This window comes from Streptomyces bottropensis ATCC 25435 (assembly GCF_000383595.1).
Classification (GTDB): domain Bacteria; phylum Actinomycetota; class Actinomycetes; order Streptomycetales; family Streptomycetaceae; genus Streptomyces; species Streptomyces bottropensis.
This window is the reverse complement of sequence record NZ_KB911581.1, coordinates 416,047-428,288: the sequence shown is the minus strand read 5'-3', so window position 1 is coordinate 428,288 and position 12,242 is coordinate 416,047. Positions and strand designations below refer to the sequence as shown.

The 12,242-nt window shown below is 69.1% G+C and carries 13 protein-coding genes; 7 read left to right on the top strand and 6 right to left on the bottom strand.

The annotated features are described in order from the left end of the window. Positions 1–28 precede the first annotated feature (28 nt). The 6 genes from STRBO_RS0101970 (at position 29) to STRBO_RS0101945 (ending at position 5,233) form a co-directional block, all read left to right on the top strand. Complete coding sequence (locus STRBO_RS0101970; RefSeq protein WP_005483664.1) at positions 29–649, top strand: hypothetical protein; 621 nt, start codon at positions 29–31, stop codon at positions 647–649. Positions 650–686: 37 nt separating this feature from the next. Next, complete coding sequence (locus STRBO_RS0101965) at positions 687–1,298, top strand: hypothetical protein (protein ID WP_005483663.1); 612 nt, start codon at positions 687–689, stop codon at positions 1,296–1,298. Continuing rightward, positions 1,295–2,506: a hypothetical protein gene (locus STRBO_RS0101960; RefSeq protein WP_005483662.1), complete on the top strand. Its 1,212-nt coding sequence runs from the start codon at positions 1,295–1,297 to the stop codon at positions 2,504–2,506. The genes STRBO_RS0101965 and STRBO_RS0101960 overlap by 4 nt, the downstream gene beginning before the upstream one ends. Before the next feature lie 7 nt (positions 2,507–2,513). Next, positions 2,514–3,167 (top strand): hypothetical protein, encoded by a 654-nt coding sequence (locus STRBO_RS0101955; RefSeq protein ID WP_005483661.1) that lies wholly within the window; start codon positions 2,514–2,516, stop codon positions 3,165–3,167. Between the two features lie 127 nt (positions 3,168–3,294). After that, the gene (locus tag STRBO_RS0101950; protein WP_237547731.1) at positions 3,295–4,923 is read left to right on the top strand and encodes a WhiB family transcriptional regulator; all 1,629 of its coding nucleotides are present in this window, start codon (positions 3,295–3,297) and stop codon (positions 4,921–4,923) included. A 28-nt stretch (positions 4,924–4,951) separates the two neighbouring features. Then, on the top strand, positions 4,952–5,233 hold the full coding sequence (locus STRBO_RS0101945; RefSeq protein WP_005483657.1) for a hypothetical protein: 282 nt from the start codon (positions 4,952–4,954) through the stop codon (positions 5,231–5,233). Between the two features lie 147 nt (positions 5,234–5,380). On the opposite strand, the gene STRBO_RS0101940 is transcribed toward STRBO_RS0101945, so the two are convergent. Both STRBO_RS0101940 and STRBO_RS0101935 read right to left on the bottom strand, forming a co-directional pair. Beyond that, positions 5,381–5,638, bottom strand: coding sequence for a hypothetical protein (locus STRBO_RS0101940; RefSeq protein WP_020665479.1), 258 nt, complete (start codon positions 5,636–5,638; stop codon positions 5,381–5,383). Continuing rightward, entirely contained in the window at positions 5,635–5,940 is a 306-nt protein-coding gene (locus STRBO_RS0101935) for a hypothetical protein (protein ID WP_005483654.1), read from the bottom strand. Before STRBO_RS0101935 ends, STRBO_RS0101940 begins: the two co-directional genes overlap by 4 nt. 148 nt (positions 5,941–6,088) lie before the next feature. Between STRBO_RS0101935 and STRBO_RS0101930 the strand changes: the two genes are divergently transcribed. Beyond that, positions 6,089–6,352 carry a GntR family transcriptional regulator gene (locus STRBO_RS0101930; RefSeq protein ID WP_237547730.1) on the top strand — a complete coding sequence of 88 codons (264 nt, stop codon included), beginning with the start codon at positions 6,089–6,091 and terminating at the stop codon, positions 6,350–6,352. Positions 6,353–6,559: 207 nt separating this feature from the next. Here STRBO_RS0101930 and STRBO_RS0101925 read toward each other — a convergent pair whose 3' ends face one another. The 4 genes from STRBO_RS0101925 to STRBO_RS39825 are packed head-to-tail and all read right to left on the bottom strand — an operon-like array spanning position 6,560 to position 11,698. Further along, positions 6,560–7,183: an HD domain-containing protein gene (locus STRBO_RS0101925; RefSeq protein ID WP_202500239.1), complete on the bottom strand. Its 624-nt coding sequence runs from the start codon at positions 7,181–7,183 to the stop codon at positions 6,560–6,562. Continuing rightward, positions 7,180–7,461 (bottom strand): hypothetical protein, encoded by a 282-nt coding sequence (locus STRBO_RS0101920; protein ID WP_020113691.1) that lies wholly within the window; start codon positions 7,459–7,461, stop codon positions 7,180–7,182. The genes STRBO_RS0101925 and STRBO_RS0101920 overlap by 4 nt, the downstream gene beginning before the upstream one ends. Continuing rightward, positions 7,458–8,927 carry a hypothetical protein gene (locus STRBO_RS0101915; protein WP_005483649.1) on the bottom strand — a complete coding sequence of 490 codons (1,470 nt, stop codon included), beginning with the start codon at positions 8,925–8,927 and terminating at the stop codon, positions 7,458–7,460. The genes STRBO_RS0101920 and STRBO_RS0101915 overlap by 4 nt, the downstream gene beginning before the upstream one ends. Then, positions 8,924–11,698: an ATP-binding protein gene (locus STRBO_RS39825; RefSeq protein WP_005483647.1), complete on the bottom strand. Its 2,775-nt coding sequence runs from the start codon at positions 11,696–11,698 to the stop codon at positions 8,924–8,926. The genes STRBO_RS0101915 and STRBO_RS39825 overlap by 4 nt, the downstream gene beginning before the upstream one ends. Positions 11,699–12,242 lie beyond the last annotated feature (544 nt).

Below are 12,242 nucleotides of genomic sequence, written 5' to 3'. Positions count from 1 at the left end.
GTACCGCCCCACACCGAGGAGCCTCCCCATGCCCGCCCTGACCGCCGACCGCAGCCCCGACCAACTGGTCGCGGAGCTCCAGCGGTTCTTCGGTGTGGACTGGCCCACGGTCTGGGCCGGGGTCCCTGAGGACACGGGCAAGCGCACCCACTGGTGCGCGGGCTTCGGCTGGCGCCCGCTGTGGTTCGAGGCGGGGCTGCGAGTGCGTACGGCGCTGGGCGGGCGCCTGCATCTGGCCTCGACCGCGCCAGGTCGGCCGGTGACGCGGGTCGAGCACACGCTCTGGGCGGCCCGGGCTCGGGGCGTGGACGAGAACCCCCGGGTCATCGAACTGGCGGAGGCCCGCTGGACGGCCTACCTGGACGCTCTGCGGGGCCTCATGAGCAACCCGCACTGGAACGGCACGTGGGACGCCCCAGACTTCCCGGAGCTCCCCGGCCGCGGCCCCTGGTACAGCCCCGAATGGCGCCTGACCCACCAGGATCCGCGCCGGGCCGCGGTGTGGTGGTTCAGTACGCCGGGAGCTCCTGTGATCGAGCTGAAGATGACACTCGGAACAGGTTCCCCGGCCGAGCCGACACCGGCCGATGCGAGGATCGGGCTCAACTGTCACGCGCCACAGGACGGGGGGAATCCCGGCCCGGCCTGACAGCACCGACCTACGAGAGACAGCCGCAGGAGCACACATGCCAACGATCCAGATCGACGAATCGCCGCAGCGCCTGGCCGAGGAACTGGCCGGACTTGAGCACGTGGACTGGCCCGCGATCTGGGCCGGCCCGCCCTACCCGGGCCCTGCCCTGAACGACTGGTGCGCGTTGTTCGGCTGGAAGCCCCTGCCCGAGGACCGCGTCCTCGCCGTGCGCACCGCCACGGGCGGCCGACTGAGCCTGACGCCCGTGACCGGAGGGGGCTGGAGCCCGGTTCGCTCTCTCGGCTGGACAACCTGGGATATCACGGCTGACAACTCCGACGAGAACGAGCAGGTATTGGAGACAGCGGCAGAATTCTGGCCCAGGTATGAAGCTGCCGCCCGCGAAGTACTTGGCACGCCGGAGTTCTCGGGCGCCTGGGACTCCCCCGCGTTTCCCGAACCTCGGAGCAACGAGCGCTGGCTCCCCTCGCCCGAGCGGCGCCTTCGCACCCGCAACCCGTACCGGCTCACTGTCTGGAGGGGCGCGGGTGCTGAAGAGCCGGTCATCGTGCTCAGGGCGGTCAGCGGCGGAGTCACCTCCCGCGGAGTGGGCCTGCGCGGGGTCATGATCAATGTGGGCTGCTACCCGCAGGAGACCGAGTGAGCGCGGACACCGAAGTCCAAACACCCATTCGACACGCTCTCACGCTCCAAGCCAAAGCGAATGCTCCTGTTCCCGAAGACGAAGTCGAGCGAATCGCCGATGAGATCATCGCATCAGCTGCAGCAGCTGACAAGACCATCGAGGAATACATCGTCCAATACGCCAGCGAATTGGACGTCAAGGCTCCCCGCAAGGGTATGAAATCTGCTTTCTGGTCCTACGGAATTCCTCACCCGGACCTACCGACGGACAAAGTACTGAGCAGTCAATTCCTTGCTGCCATCTGGTCAGATATGGAGAACGATAGCGAGCGCGGCAGCGCCCGCTATTTGGAGGGCACGCCAGGCGGGCAGGATCTGGGCAAGCTGCACCTGTGGGACCGCGATGTGCAAGAGGCATTGCACTTCAACGAGGCCAAGGGTGACGCCGTAGCCGGCAAAGCCTGGGGCGCCCTCTCGGAGAACTACGCCAAGGCCACCGACGGCGAGGCGATCCTCTTCGCCGGCGAACTCGCACCCTGGACCGTCGCCTACGAGACCGAACTGCCACAGCTGCGCAGGACGATCGGCGCTGACCACATCCACTTCATGTACGACCTCTCGGAGCAGACCCTGGAAGGTCTCCCGCCCGAGAGCCAGCAACTCCTGTCCGAGGGACGGGTCCGCTCACACGTGCACTTCTTCGCACCCGACCCCGAAAACCCACCGCCCCAGAAGTACTGGGAGTCCGGATACCTGAACCTGGACCATCTCAAGTCACTGACCACCCCTGAGGCTCAACGCGCCGCCATTCTCGAAGTATGCGAACGGGTCGCGCTGTTGGACCAGCAGCCGACCGAAGCAGAGACGGGTGCCCAGCAGAATCTGGACCTGAGCACGGACCGGGAAGTCACCGCCCCAGGCGTCGGGGAGCAGCAGCCGGCGTTCTCCGTCCCCGAGCAGACGCCGTCACCGCCGACCGCCGAGTCGGGCCCTGCCGTCTACGCCAGCACCCACGGCACCTTCATGCCCGGTGTGGAGGTGAACGCCAAGGTGGGCCCCTTGCCCGTTCAGCCACCCGAGCCCTCGGCGTCGGCCATCGGTGCCGACTTCATGCCGGGAGTCGCACTGAAGCCAGCCCCGGCCCCCGCCGCGGCCCCCACCACCCCCGGTCCCACACACGCCCCGCCCGCCCCCGAACAGGCACAAGACACAGGCATGGGAGTGTGACCGGTCCATGAGCCGCACCCCGGGCACCCGTGCCGACAGCAAAGACACCGCCCGTACTCCGTCCCGCCTCCACCGCCTCCTCCGCCAGGACAAGAACGACCCCTGGGCCGTCCGTATACTCCCCCGCATCGTGTTCGGTCTGGCCGCCGCGTACACCCTCTTCGCGATCGCCTCACAGAGCGGCTCCGCGTTCGTGATGATCTGCGTCGTGCTGCTCCTCGGCGGAGCCGTCTGGCTGCTCCGCCGCCGCACCCAACTCCTCCTCGCCCTTGCCTCGACGATCCTCGCCGCCGCCTTCACGGGCTACTTCTCGGCCGTGGGTGAGACGGCCCGGATGACCACGAGTGCCGTCGTCACCGGAACCGCCGCGTTCGGCTACTGGGCCCTGGCCGGAATGGCTCTGCTCGGCGCCTGGATGGTGAAGGAGCATCCGGGCCGGCGCGGTGTCACGGTCGTGATCGCCGATGTGATCCTGGTCATCGGATCGCTCGCCGGCATGTTCGTCCCGGAGGCGGGCGTGCCCATCGGGTTCGTGGGCGTACTCGGAGTGCTCGCCGTACGCGGCGCATCCGCGAAGGCCTTGACGGTCCGGGGCAGAAAGGCCTTGCAGGTCATCAGGCGTCCGCGTCGCCGTGACACCCGTGAAACGGCGGACAGTTGAGGCTCTTGTGAATGGTTCGTCGCGTCACTGTTCGTTTCTGGCCAGTACTTTGCACATGCGTTGCATGAGTTTGACAACTTGTTCTAGAGTCCCCCGCGATCACAGATCACCACGGGGGATATTACTCATGCGTATGGCAAGCCATACGACGCTGGCCAGGCTGCCCGGCCGACCTGCCCGCAAGGCGGTCGTACGGGAAGTCCACATACCCGACGCGGCGCTGCCGTGCCGGCGTAGGCCGGACGTCTTCCAGCACCCGCTTCTGGACAACTCGGAGAACCCGCACGGCCTTTACGCCCCGGACGGTACGCCGACAGCGGCGGCAGCGGCGGGCGTCTCGCCCGACCAGCGCCGACAGCACCTCGTCCTGCTCCGCACCGCCCGCGACCTGTGCGCCTCCTGCCCGCTCTGGGCGGAGTGCCTCCAAGACGCCGTCGCGTACGCGGAGCCGTACGCCTACACGGCGGCGACCACCCGGGAGGACCGGCGTTCGCTGCGCCGCATGCTCGGCATCGGCGACGAGAACGGCGACCTGCCGGCTCATGCCGCGATCCGTTTCGACTCCGGCTCCGTACCCCGGCGGCTGACCCGGCTCAGGTCCCGCGCCGACGACTCCTCGGCCACGCACTCGGGAGCCCGCCGCCCGCTCGCACCGGACCTTCCCGAACTGGAGCGGATCCTCGACGCGTTCGACTTGCTCCAGGGCCAACTCGCCCAGGAGCAGGGCGCGTTGCGGGAACAGGGGCGGCGCGCCGCGTTGACACCGCAGTTGCACTCGCACACCGCCCCACAGACCACTCACAGACAGGCGCCCCCGCCGGGCGCGTCGTCGCACACGACCGGACCGTCGAATGACAGGAGCGAGGAACCCATGGCAGCGGCCGAGGCCGGGCAACGGATCACCTTCTCGTACGAGGATCCCGCCCTGGCCGTACGGCAGGCCGTGCTCGGCCCGCTGGTGCGCTCCGCCCTGCCCGCGCTCACGAGCCTCGAACAGCTCGTCGCCCTGCTGACGTGCATGCCCGGCGGCGCGGACACGGCCCCCGAATCCCCGCGCGACCTTCCGGCCGTACGGAAGGCCGTCGAGTCGCTGCTCCCGGACGACGCCGACGCCCCCGAGGACGCCGAAGGGGCACCCCTTCCTCCCGGGCGCCCGCTCACCGGCTCCGTCTCCGTCGAACTCGCCACCACCGACCCGGTGGCCGCGCTGCGCCGCGACTTCCTGGAGCCGCTGCTGCGCGAACTGGCCGCCACCCTCGGGAACATAGAGAGGGTCGCCACCATGCTGGCGGCCACCTCTGGCCTCGCCACTGACGCTGGCGACGCCGCCGACGCCCCACTGGAGACCATCCGCACGGCCCTGCGCGAGATCCACGACCGCCTCCCCCGCTCGGTCACCTCCACGCCCCGCCCGGCGGCCCACCCCCTGCACGGCGACCACCCGGCCGCGGGCACGGGAGCGGGAGCGGGACCCGCGCGTCGTACGCCCTCCGCCCCCAGCATCCGCGCCGCCGTCGAGAAGGCCGTGGCGACCTTCCCCGGCGCGTTCTCCGCCCGCGACGTGCTGCGCGCACTGCCCGCGGGCGTCTACGGCGACCCGTCGAAGACCATCAGCAACGTCCTGTCCGCCCTGGTCAAGTCGGGCCGCCTGCAACGACTCTCGCGCGGCACGTACGCTCGCGTCCTGGACGTCCTGAGCGTCGAGGACATCGACGACACCCTCCTCCCCGAGCGGGGAGAGGCGAAGAGCGCCTGACCTGAGCCGGAAGGAACCCCCGACCCCGATGACCGAACCGACCCCGAGCCAGGGCCCGCCCCCGCCCGCCGCGAACGCCCACGCCTCGGACGCCCAGGTGCACGTCTTCTCCCCCAACGCGGGCCTCATCGACGGCGTCCCCGTCACCGCCCCGCCCTACGGCGACATCCAGGACGTCGTCCTGTCGATCCTCCAGCAACGCGCCCAGCAACTCGGCGCCCCCACCCCGGCGACGATCACGGACAACCGCTACGGCGGCGCCATCCGCCTGCTCATCCATCCGGACGGGACGACGGAACAACTGGGCTGAGGGGCTGTCACGACGTCGACCCCGCCGCAGCCGCGTCATTCACTGGGCGGGAGCCGACGAGTAGGGCGTCCCCGGCCTTCGTGTCGCTCGCAGAGGCCTTCCCACCGCCGTTACGGCCCTACGACCGGACCGGACACTCCTCCGCCATCACTCCCTGTCCCCGGTCATGATGCCGACACATTCTTCGAGCGCCGCGTACAACGCCGGTACGAAGGAGGCGAGTTCGGCGTCCGATGCCTTCCCCGCCTCCAGTACGGCACCCACGACCGTCACCAGCACAGCCGCCGCCTTCAGCGCATGCATGTCAGCCAGCGCTTCGAGGAGACCGCCGGGGCGCGTGTCCGCGAAGGCCTCCCTACCGGTCGCCGGATCCACCCCGATACTGCGAAGACGCGGCCCGCTCATACGGCGACCTCCCACGCGCGGCCGTCCTGGCCCGGCGCCGCCAGGACGACCGCCCTACGCCGCGCCCGCTGCAGGCGCCGACGATCGAGTTCGTCCCGCTCGCGCTCCCACACGACGACGTACGGCCGGACCAGGGGCAGCCCATCGACCCTGATGACGTCACCCAGGAACGGGCACGGGGGTACGGGCCGGTATGTGGGAACGGGCCGGGAGGGAGCGGCGGCCGGGAGCGGCGCGACAGCGCGGTGCGCTCCGCGGGCGGGCAGGAAAAGGCTCAGGACCGCTGCCAGTAGGCTGCGCATAGGTCGACTCCTGTTCAGTCGGCTGAGGCCCCGGCGAGGAAGTAGCCGCTTCCCGGCGGGGCCGCTTATGTTCGTAGTCCACCATACCCGTGGATAACCGCAGATAACCACGGATGCACAGAATGCCATGGTCACCCACGCTGAAACCATGGATCTTGACCGTACGCGCCCGCTGTGGCGGCAGATCGCAGCGGAGATCATCCAGCGCATCAAGGCCGGCACCTACCCGCCGGGAAGCCGCGTGCCGTCCACTCTGGAGATCGCCCAGGAGTTCGGCGTGGTCAACGCGACGGCGGCCAAGGCCATGCGACACGTTCGGGAGCAAGGCTGGACGCGGGGCGAAGTCGGGCTGGGCACCTTCGTCGCCGACCAGCTACCGCCCGCCTCCGAAGCCCCCAGGCCCCTGGCGTAGCCGGGCACGGGCCGATTCGCGGCGACCTGCTCCCAGGCAGGACATCCGGGTACACGCTTCCTCCCTGGCGGAGGGCGACCAATCAGGCTCCGGTGTTGGCGTCACAGGGCGGGGCGCTGCGCGCGGCGATCTCGGAAGCACGGTCAGGCAGACAGCGCCCGGCAACTCGGTGGCCCCGCGCCCAGGCATCCGCGCCGACGGCGGGCGTCAGGCCGTCGCCGCGGGCGCCCCGTCCTCCAGGTGGCGGTAGAACTGCCGCCACTCCTCGAAGGCCGCTTCGAACCACGGGACCCCCGCAGCGAGGGGTACCAAGTGGCGGCACGTCTCGCGGTAGTAGGAGCGCCGCTTTTCGGGCCGCGGGTGCGTGCCGAGCCGTTGCACGTTGCTGAACCGGTCCGCCAGCTTGAGCAGCAGGACCTCCGGCGGGGCGGAACGCAGGCTCAGAAGGTAGCGGTCACGCACCTCTGCAGGATCCTCGTGGGCCTCGGGGTTCGGCTTCGTCACCCAGCCCACCCACTCCTCGACCCGGGGGCCGAACCGCTCACCGACCTCCCCGGCCGTGCGGTCGGTGTCCTCCACGACGTCGTGGAGTATGGCCGAGACCAGCAGGTCCTCGTCGCGAACACCCGCGCCCGAGACGAGGATCTCCACCACCTCCAGGAGGTGCTCCACGTACGGCTCACCGGCAGGCCTCTTCTGATCCCCGTGGGCCTCTTCGGCGAACGCGACGGCCTCCCCGAGGCGCTGCGCCGAAACCTCCGGAGCTAGTACCGCCAACTGTCGACGGGCGGTGTCCCAGTCGTGCCACGCGCCGAACACCCGATGGGTCAAGACGACTCCTCATCCGCAGCTTCCAGTTGCCCCTTGTACTCCGCCCACCGAGGCAGGGTCGACGGCAGCTCGTCAGCCTTCGCCCTGCGGGTCTCGAACTCTCCGACGATGCGTCGACGTTGGATTTCCATGAGGGCTTCGTTCCTGATCAACTTCATTTCCGCAGGAGACTCGCACTCCCTCTCGTCGATGACGAAAGCCGCGAGCATGAATCCGTCCGCAGTCCTTCTGCGGAACGTCGAGATCATGACGAACCTCGGGCCTGTCTCATCTGTCACGGGTGCCTCCTGCGAGTTTCTTCCTGATCCAACGCCGCCGCTTCTGCCTGCATCCTACGCATCACATCACGCTCCCCCGGGGTCGTTTCGATATGCGACTTGTACACGGTGTTGTGCTCAAGGTCGGCGGCCACGGAAGCCCGCTTTGTCGTGAGCTGGAGTTCGTACGTGTACGGTTTTCCGTCGACCTCGATGGCTACGACCATGGGAATGACGCGGTAGCTCGGATTCCCGCTCTTGGGCTCCGCGTACATGTTCTCGACCTCCAGCAGGCGCCCGTCCTCGCCGGTACCGAAGTACGCCTTGGACTTTTCGAGAACGGTTTCGAGCTGGGCGGTGTCCTCGACGGTAATTCTTGCCCCCACGGCATCGATGACGTCCCCGATCTCGTAATCCGGGCGGGCCTTTCGGCCCTCGCTCCCCTCGGTCATTCGATTCACTTTGTCGACCAGGCCGTCAGCGGATTTCGTGCGGATGCTCAATTCGGCATCGTCGGCCTCGTCCAGGAGACTCGTCACGTCTTCATAGACAGCCGGCTCCACCTCGTTCTGCAGCCTCATGCCGTATTCGTCGAGGGCGTCGCGGTCGCCGTCCTCTATGGAAGCTCCGAGGGCTCGCACCGGGTCGTCCAACTTGACCTGCTCGACGTACCCGTTCTTGCGGGACGTCCCGTCGGGCTCGTAGTTCACCTCATGCTCCACGGGCTCGAACAGGGGGCCACGCCCAGGACTCTCCGACCTGTACTCCTCCAGGGAGCGTCCCTCCAGAGTCTCTCCCTCGGCGAGTTCCTGAATGATCTCCAAGGTCCGTTTGCCACCGCCCTCAGGGTCCTTCAAGTTCTCGATCACGTTCAGCCTGTTCGCATCGTCCGCACCAAGCTTGGTGATCACCGAAGCCACCTCGGGATGCCGCTCTCCGAGGGCCTCCGCCACGTCGGCCAGTGGGTTCTCCCATTGGTCCCCCGTCTCCGGAGCGCCGGCCTCGCCGTCCTCCTCCGACGGTGCGTCAGGCTCGTTCACATCCTCTGCCTCGCCGGAGTCCGATGCCTCGTCCGGGTCCGCGAGTTCGTCGGGCGCGACCGCTTCGAGGGGCCCCTCGGGTTCGACAGACTCGATGGACTGGACCGACCCTTCGCGCTCTGCGCGCTCTTCGGGCTCTGCTGGCTGATCCGACCCTTCCAACTCCTCAGCATTCTCGGCAACCCCGGCCGACTCTTCGCTCCCTGCCTCCTCGGACTCCTGCGGATCCTCGCTTCCCTCCGAGGCCTCAGACTCCTCGACAGCTCCCTCAGCATCCTCGGGCGATTTGGGCGTCTCTGATAATCCGCGCCCTTCGGGCCCTTTGAACTCCTCAGGTTCTTCGGGCTCCGCCCACGCATCCGCGGACTCAATTGCCGAGGGAGCCGTCGGCGTCTCAGCGACGGCTGCCGCTTCGGGACCCTTCTCCGCTGCGTCCAACTCGCTCATTCCGACCCTCCACCGCTTGACCCGGCTGCGGCGGGCTTTCGGATCTTGCGCTCAAAGCAGGACAATGCCGAGGAGAACCGCTTGCCCCACTCCTCCGAGGGATCCGCGCACCCGACGATCTTCTCCAGCACGGAGGGCGTAAGGCGCCCGTGGTAGTACTCCCGTGTCTTCGTCCCCTTGCGCGCCTTGTAATGCGGCTCAGCCACTTGGCAAGGGTCCTGTCCATCCAATTGCGCCCGCATCATCGCGGCCACATGCTCCGCCAGCGCCTCCGGTGCCGCGGGTGCGCCCACCCGGCTGTGCACCGCCCGGTGCACAGCCTGACCGATCGCGCAGTCCAGAAGGCGACCCCGGTACGGTTCCAGAGCCCGCCGCATCGCCTCCCCCGGCAACGGCGTGGTCCACCCCAACAGATGGGCCGCCACGGCCATCTCCGCCCACAACACGATCCGCAGCTCGGGCTGTTCCATCAAGCGCTGAGCCATGCGCAGATCGCGCAGGGTGCACGGCTCCGGAGTGCAGCAGGGGCCGCACGCACGGCTGCGCTCGCCCGTCAGCGCGGCCGCCGACGCCGGCCGGATCGCCCCCGCGTCCTCGCGCTCCGTCCCGTCCCGCATCCGCACCAGCAGCGGATAGTCCATGCCGTCCGTGAACACCGCCGCCTCGCCCGGCCGCAAGGTGACCAGGTATTCGGACTGGGCCGCCGTGATGTTCATCGTCGCGCCGACCGCCTCGCGGTCGTCCTGGGCCGGGAGCCGGTGGACGACCTTCGCCGCCGTGTTCTTGATGACGTCGGGCAACAGCTTGCTCGGGATCTGGTCGGCGATGATCAGGCCCTCGCCGTACGCCCGGATCTCGGCCAGCAGACCGGCGAACATCTCCACCGCGTGGGCGCTCGCGCCGCCCTCCTCCGAGCGCCGAAGCAGCCGGTGCGCCTCCTCAAAGACACTCAAGTGACGTAGCGGGAAAGACAGTTGACGCGTCACGCGCTGTTCCATGCGCAGGTACTCGACGAGCCGGATGAGGATGGTCCCCATCAGGAACGCCTTGTCCTTGTCGTCGCCGACGTCCTCGATCTCGAAGACGACGTTGCGGCGCAGGAGTCCGCCGAAGTCGAGGGGACGGCCGCCCTCCAGGAAGCGACCTGTCGTGCCGAGCCGCAGGCTGGCCAGGCGGATCTTGATGAAACCCTGGACGTTGTCGGCGACCTCCTTGCCGTAGCCGATGTCCGTCACGACCTTGAGGGCCGTGTGCTCCAGGTCCTCCAGGGTGGGGTAGCGCGGCTCGGTACCGGGGACCGCGGGCTCGCCGAGAGTGAGGTCCCAGCCCAGGTCCTCGTAACACCGGGTCAGCGCGGCGCTGAGAACCTGCGGGAACGGTTCCTGCGGGTCGAAGGAGGCGAGGAAGAGGGCACGCACCATGTCGAGGTGCGTCTGGAGGGGGAAGCGCTCACCGCTCGCGTACGCCGAGGGCTCCAGGGGGTTCAGGCCGGCCGGCAGCGCGTCGGGATCGCCGGGCTTGATGACGACGACGTCGCTCGTGTCGCCGAGCCGTGCGGACATGAACCGGTACTCGGCCTTGGCCGGCTCGACCACCAGCCAGGGGATGCCCACATGGGTGGCCGCCTCCAGCAGTCCGCGCACGGTCTGGGACTTGCCGCCGCCGGTGGCCCCGCACACGAAGGTGTGCCGATTGAGGGTGGAGCGGGTCAGTTCGAGGTCGCCGACGGGATTGCGGTTACGGTCGAGCACCGAGCCGAGCCGGACCGGCGGGGCGTCCGGCGTGGACGGTCGGCCCGCGGTCTCCGGGGTGACGTCGAACTCCGGGCGCAGCGCGAACCGTACGCCGGGTATTTCGTGTGCGGGTGGCCGGGCCAGGGATGCGAGCAGGTCGGATCCGGCGTGGAAGGGGTACTCCTCGGGGGCCGGGAGCACTCCGCCGAGCGCCGTGGGCAGGTCCCCGACCCGCCCGGTCGGCCGGAGCGCGTAGGGCAGCCCCTCCAGGTCCGCCGACGCGCAGACCAGCGCGGCGACCCGGGTCGCTTCCTCGGACGTACGGCCGCCCGCGAGCAGACGTATCCGCCACAGTCCGGTGGCCGATGCCTTGGCGAGGTCCTTGTGCCGGCGTTCCAGCCGGGCCGCCGCGATGGCGTACTCGGGCGAACCATCCGCCTTGGACATGGCGCGGCGCTGTTCATCGGCGACATCGCCGGTGAGGTCGTCGAGTTCGGCGGTGGGGACCGGTTCGGCGAACACCAGCCAGGCGAAGGGCTCCTGCCACACCGCGAGGAGGCAGTCCTCCAGGCTGGGTCGCTGCCGCGCCGCGCCCGCCCCCGCGGTGCCCGGCTCGGCGTCGACGAGCAGCCCGTCGGTGACACCCGCGACAGCGCTCCAGCACGGAAACGCCGCGAGCAGGGAAGCGGCCGCTCCCGTCGGCTGGGCGAATCCACGCGCGCCGGCGGGGAGTCGTAGCAGAGTCGTACCGACATCCGCGTCGGCACGGCCGCCGAGCAAGGTGCTCCCCCCGACCAGCACGTCGATGGGCCGATCGGCGTGACGTGCCCAACCGACGAACACCGCGCCGCCCGTCGGGTCGTCGGGGCGCCGCGCGTGATGCGCGGAGACCAGGGCGGCGAGCCGCTGCGCGTGCAGGTCGTCGCCGGAACCCTGGGACCTGTCGTCCGTGAGGCGTTGGCGCGGGACCTCGCGCAGCAGACAGGCCTCCATGTCCACGAAGCGCTGCCATGTGCTGCCGTGCGGCGTGGTGTCCATGGGGTCAGACCGCTCCCGTTCGCCGACCGGCGCTCGTCCGGCGCCGCAGGTCGACGCGCCTGCCGAGTTCGCTCACGCGAATGGATGAGCCATCCCAAATGCCGGAGATCTCCGACAGGGTGAAGAAGGGGGTGGCATCCTTCACTTGACCAGGATTGTGCGCATGCAGCGTGGTTGGCAACGTCTCCCCCGTTGTCGATCTTGCGCCTACACCCTACGGCCGGTCGGTCCCGGGCGAAAGCCTTGCAACTGTGACTTCGTTTCCGGTGGTTCCGACTGGACTCGGGAGGCGGATTCGTGCAGCATGTTTCGGCTGTGAATCAATGACTGGCTGGCCGCTTCGGCGGTCACGGGGGCGAGTTCAATCACAAGAGGCGTACGTGCTGCCGCCCTCGGGACGGTCATTTCTCAACTGTCCATGTGTGACCACCACTTCGGCACACATTCTCCCCAGGGCGGACCCCTTACGTGACCCATCCCGTCGATCCGCACCAGCCGAGCCAACCGGTCGGCCCCGGCCACCCTCCGCACGGCCAGCGGCAGG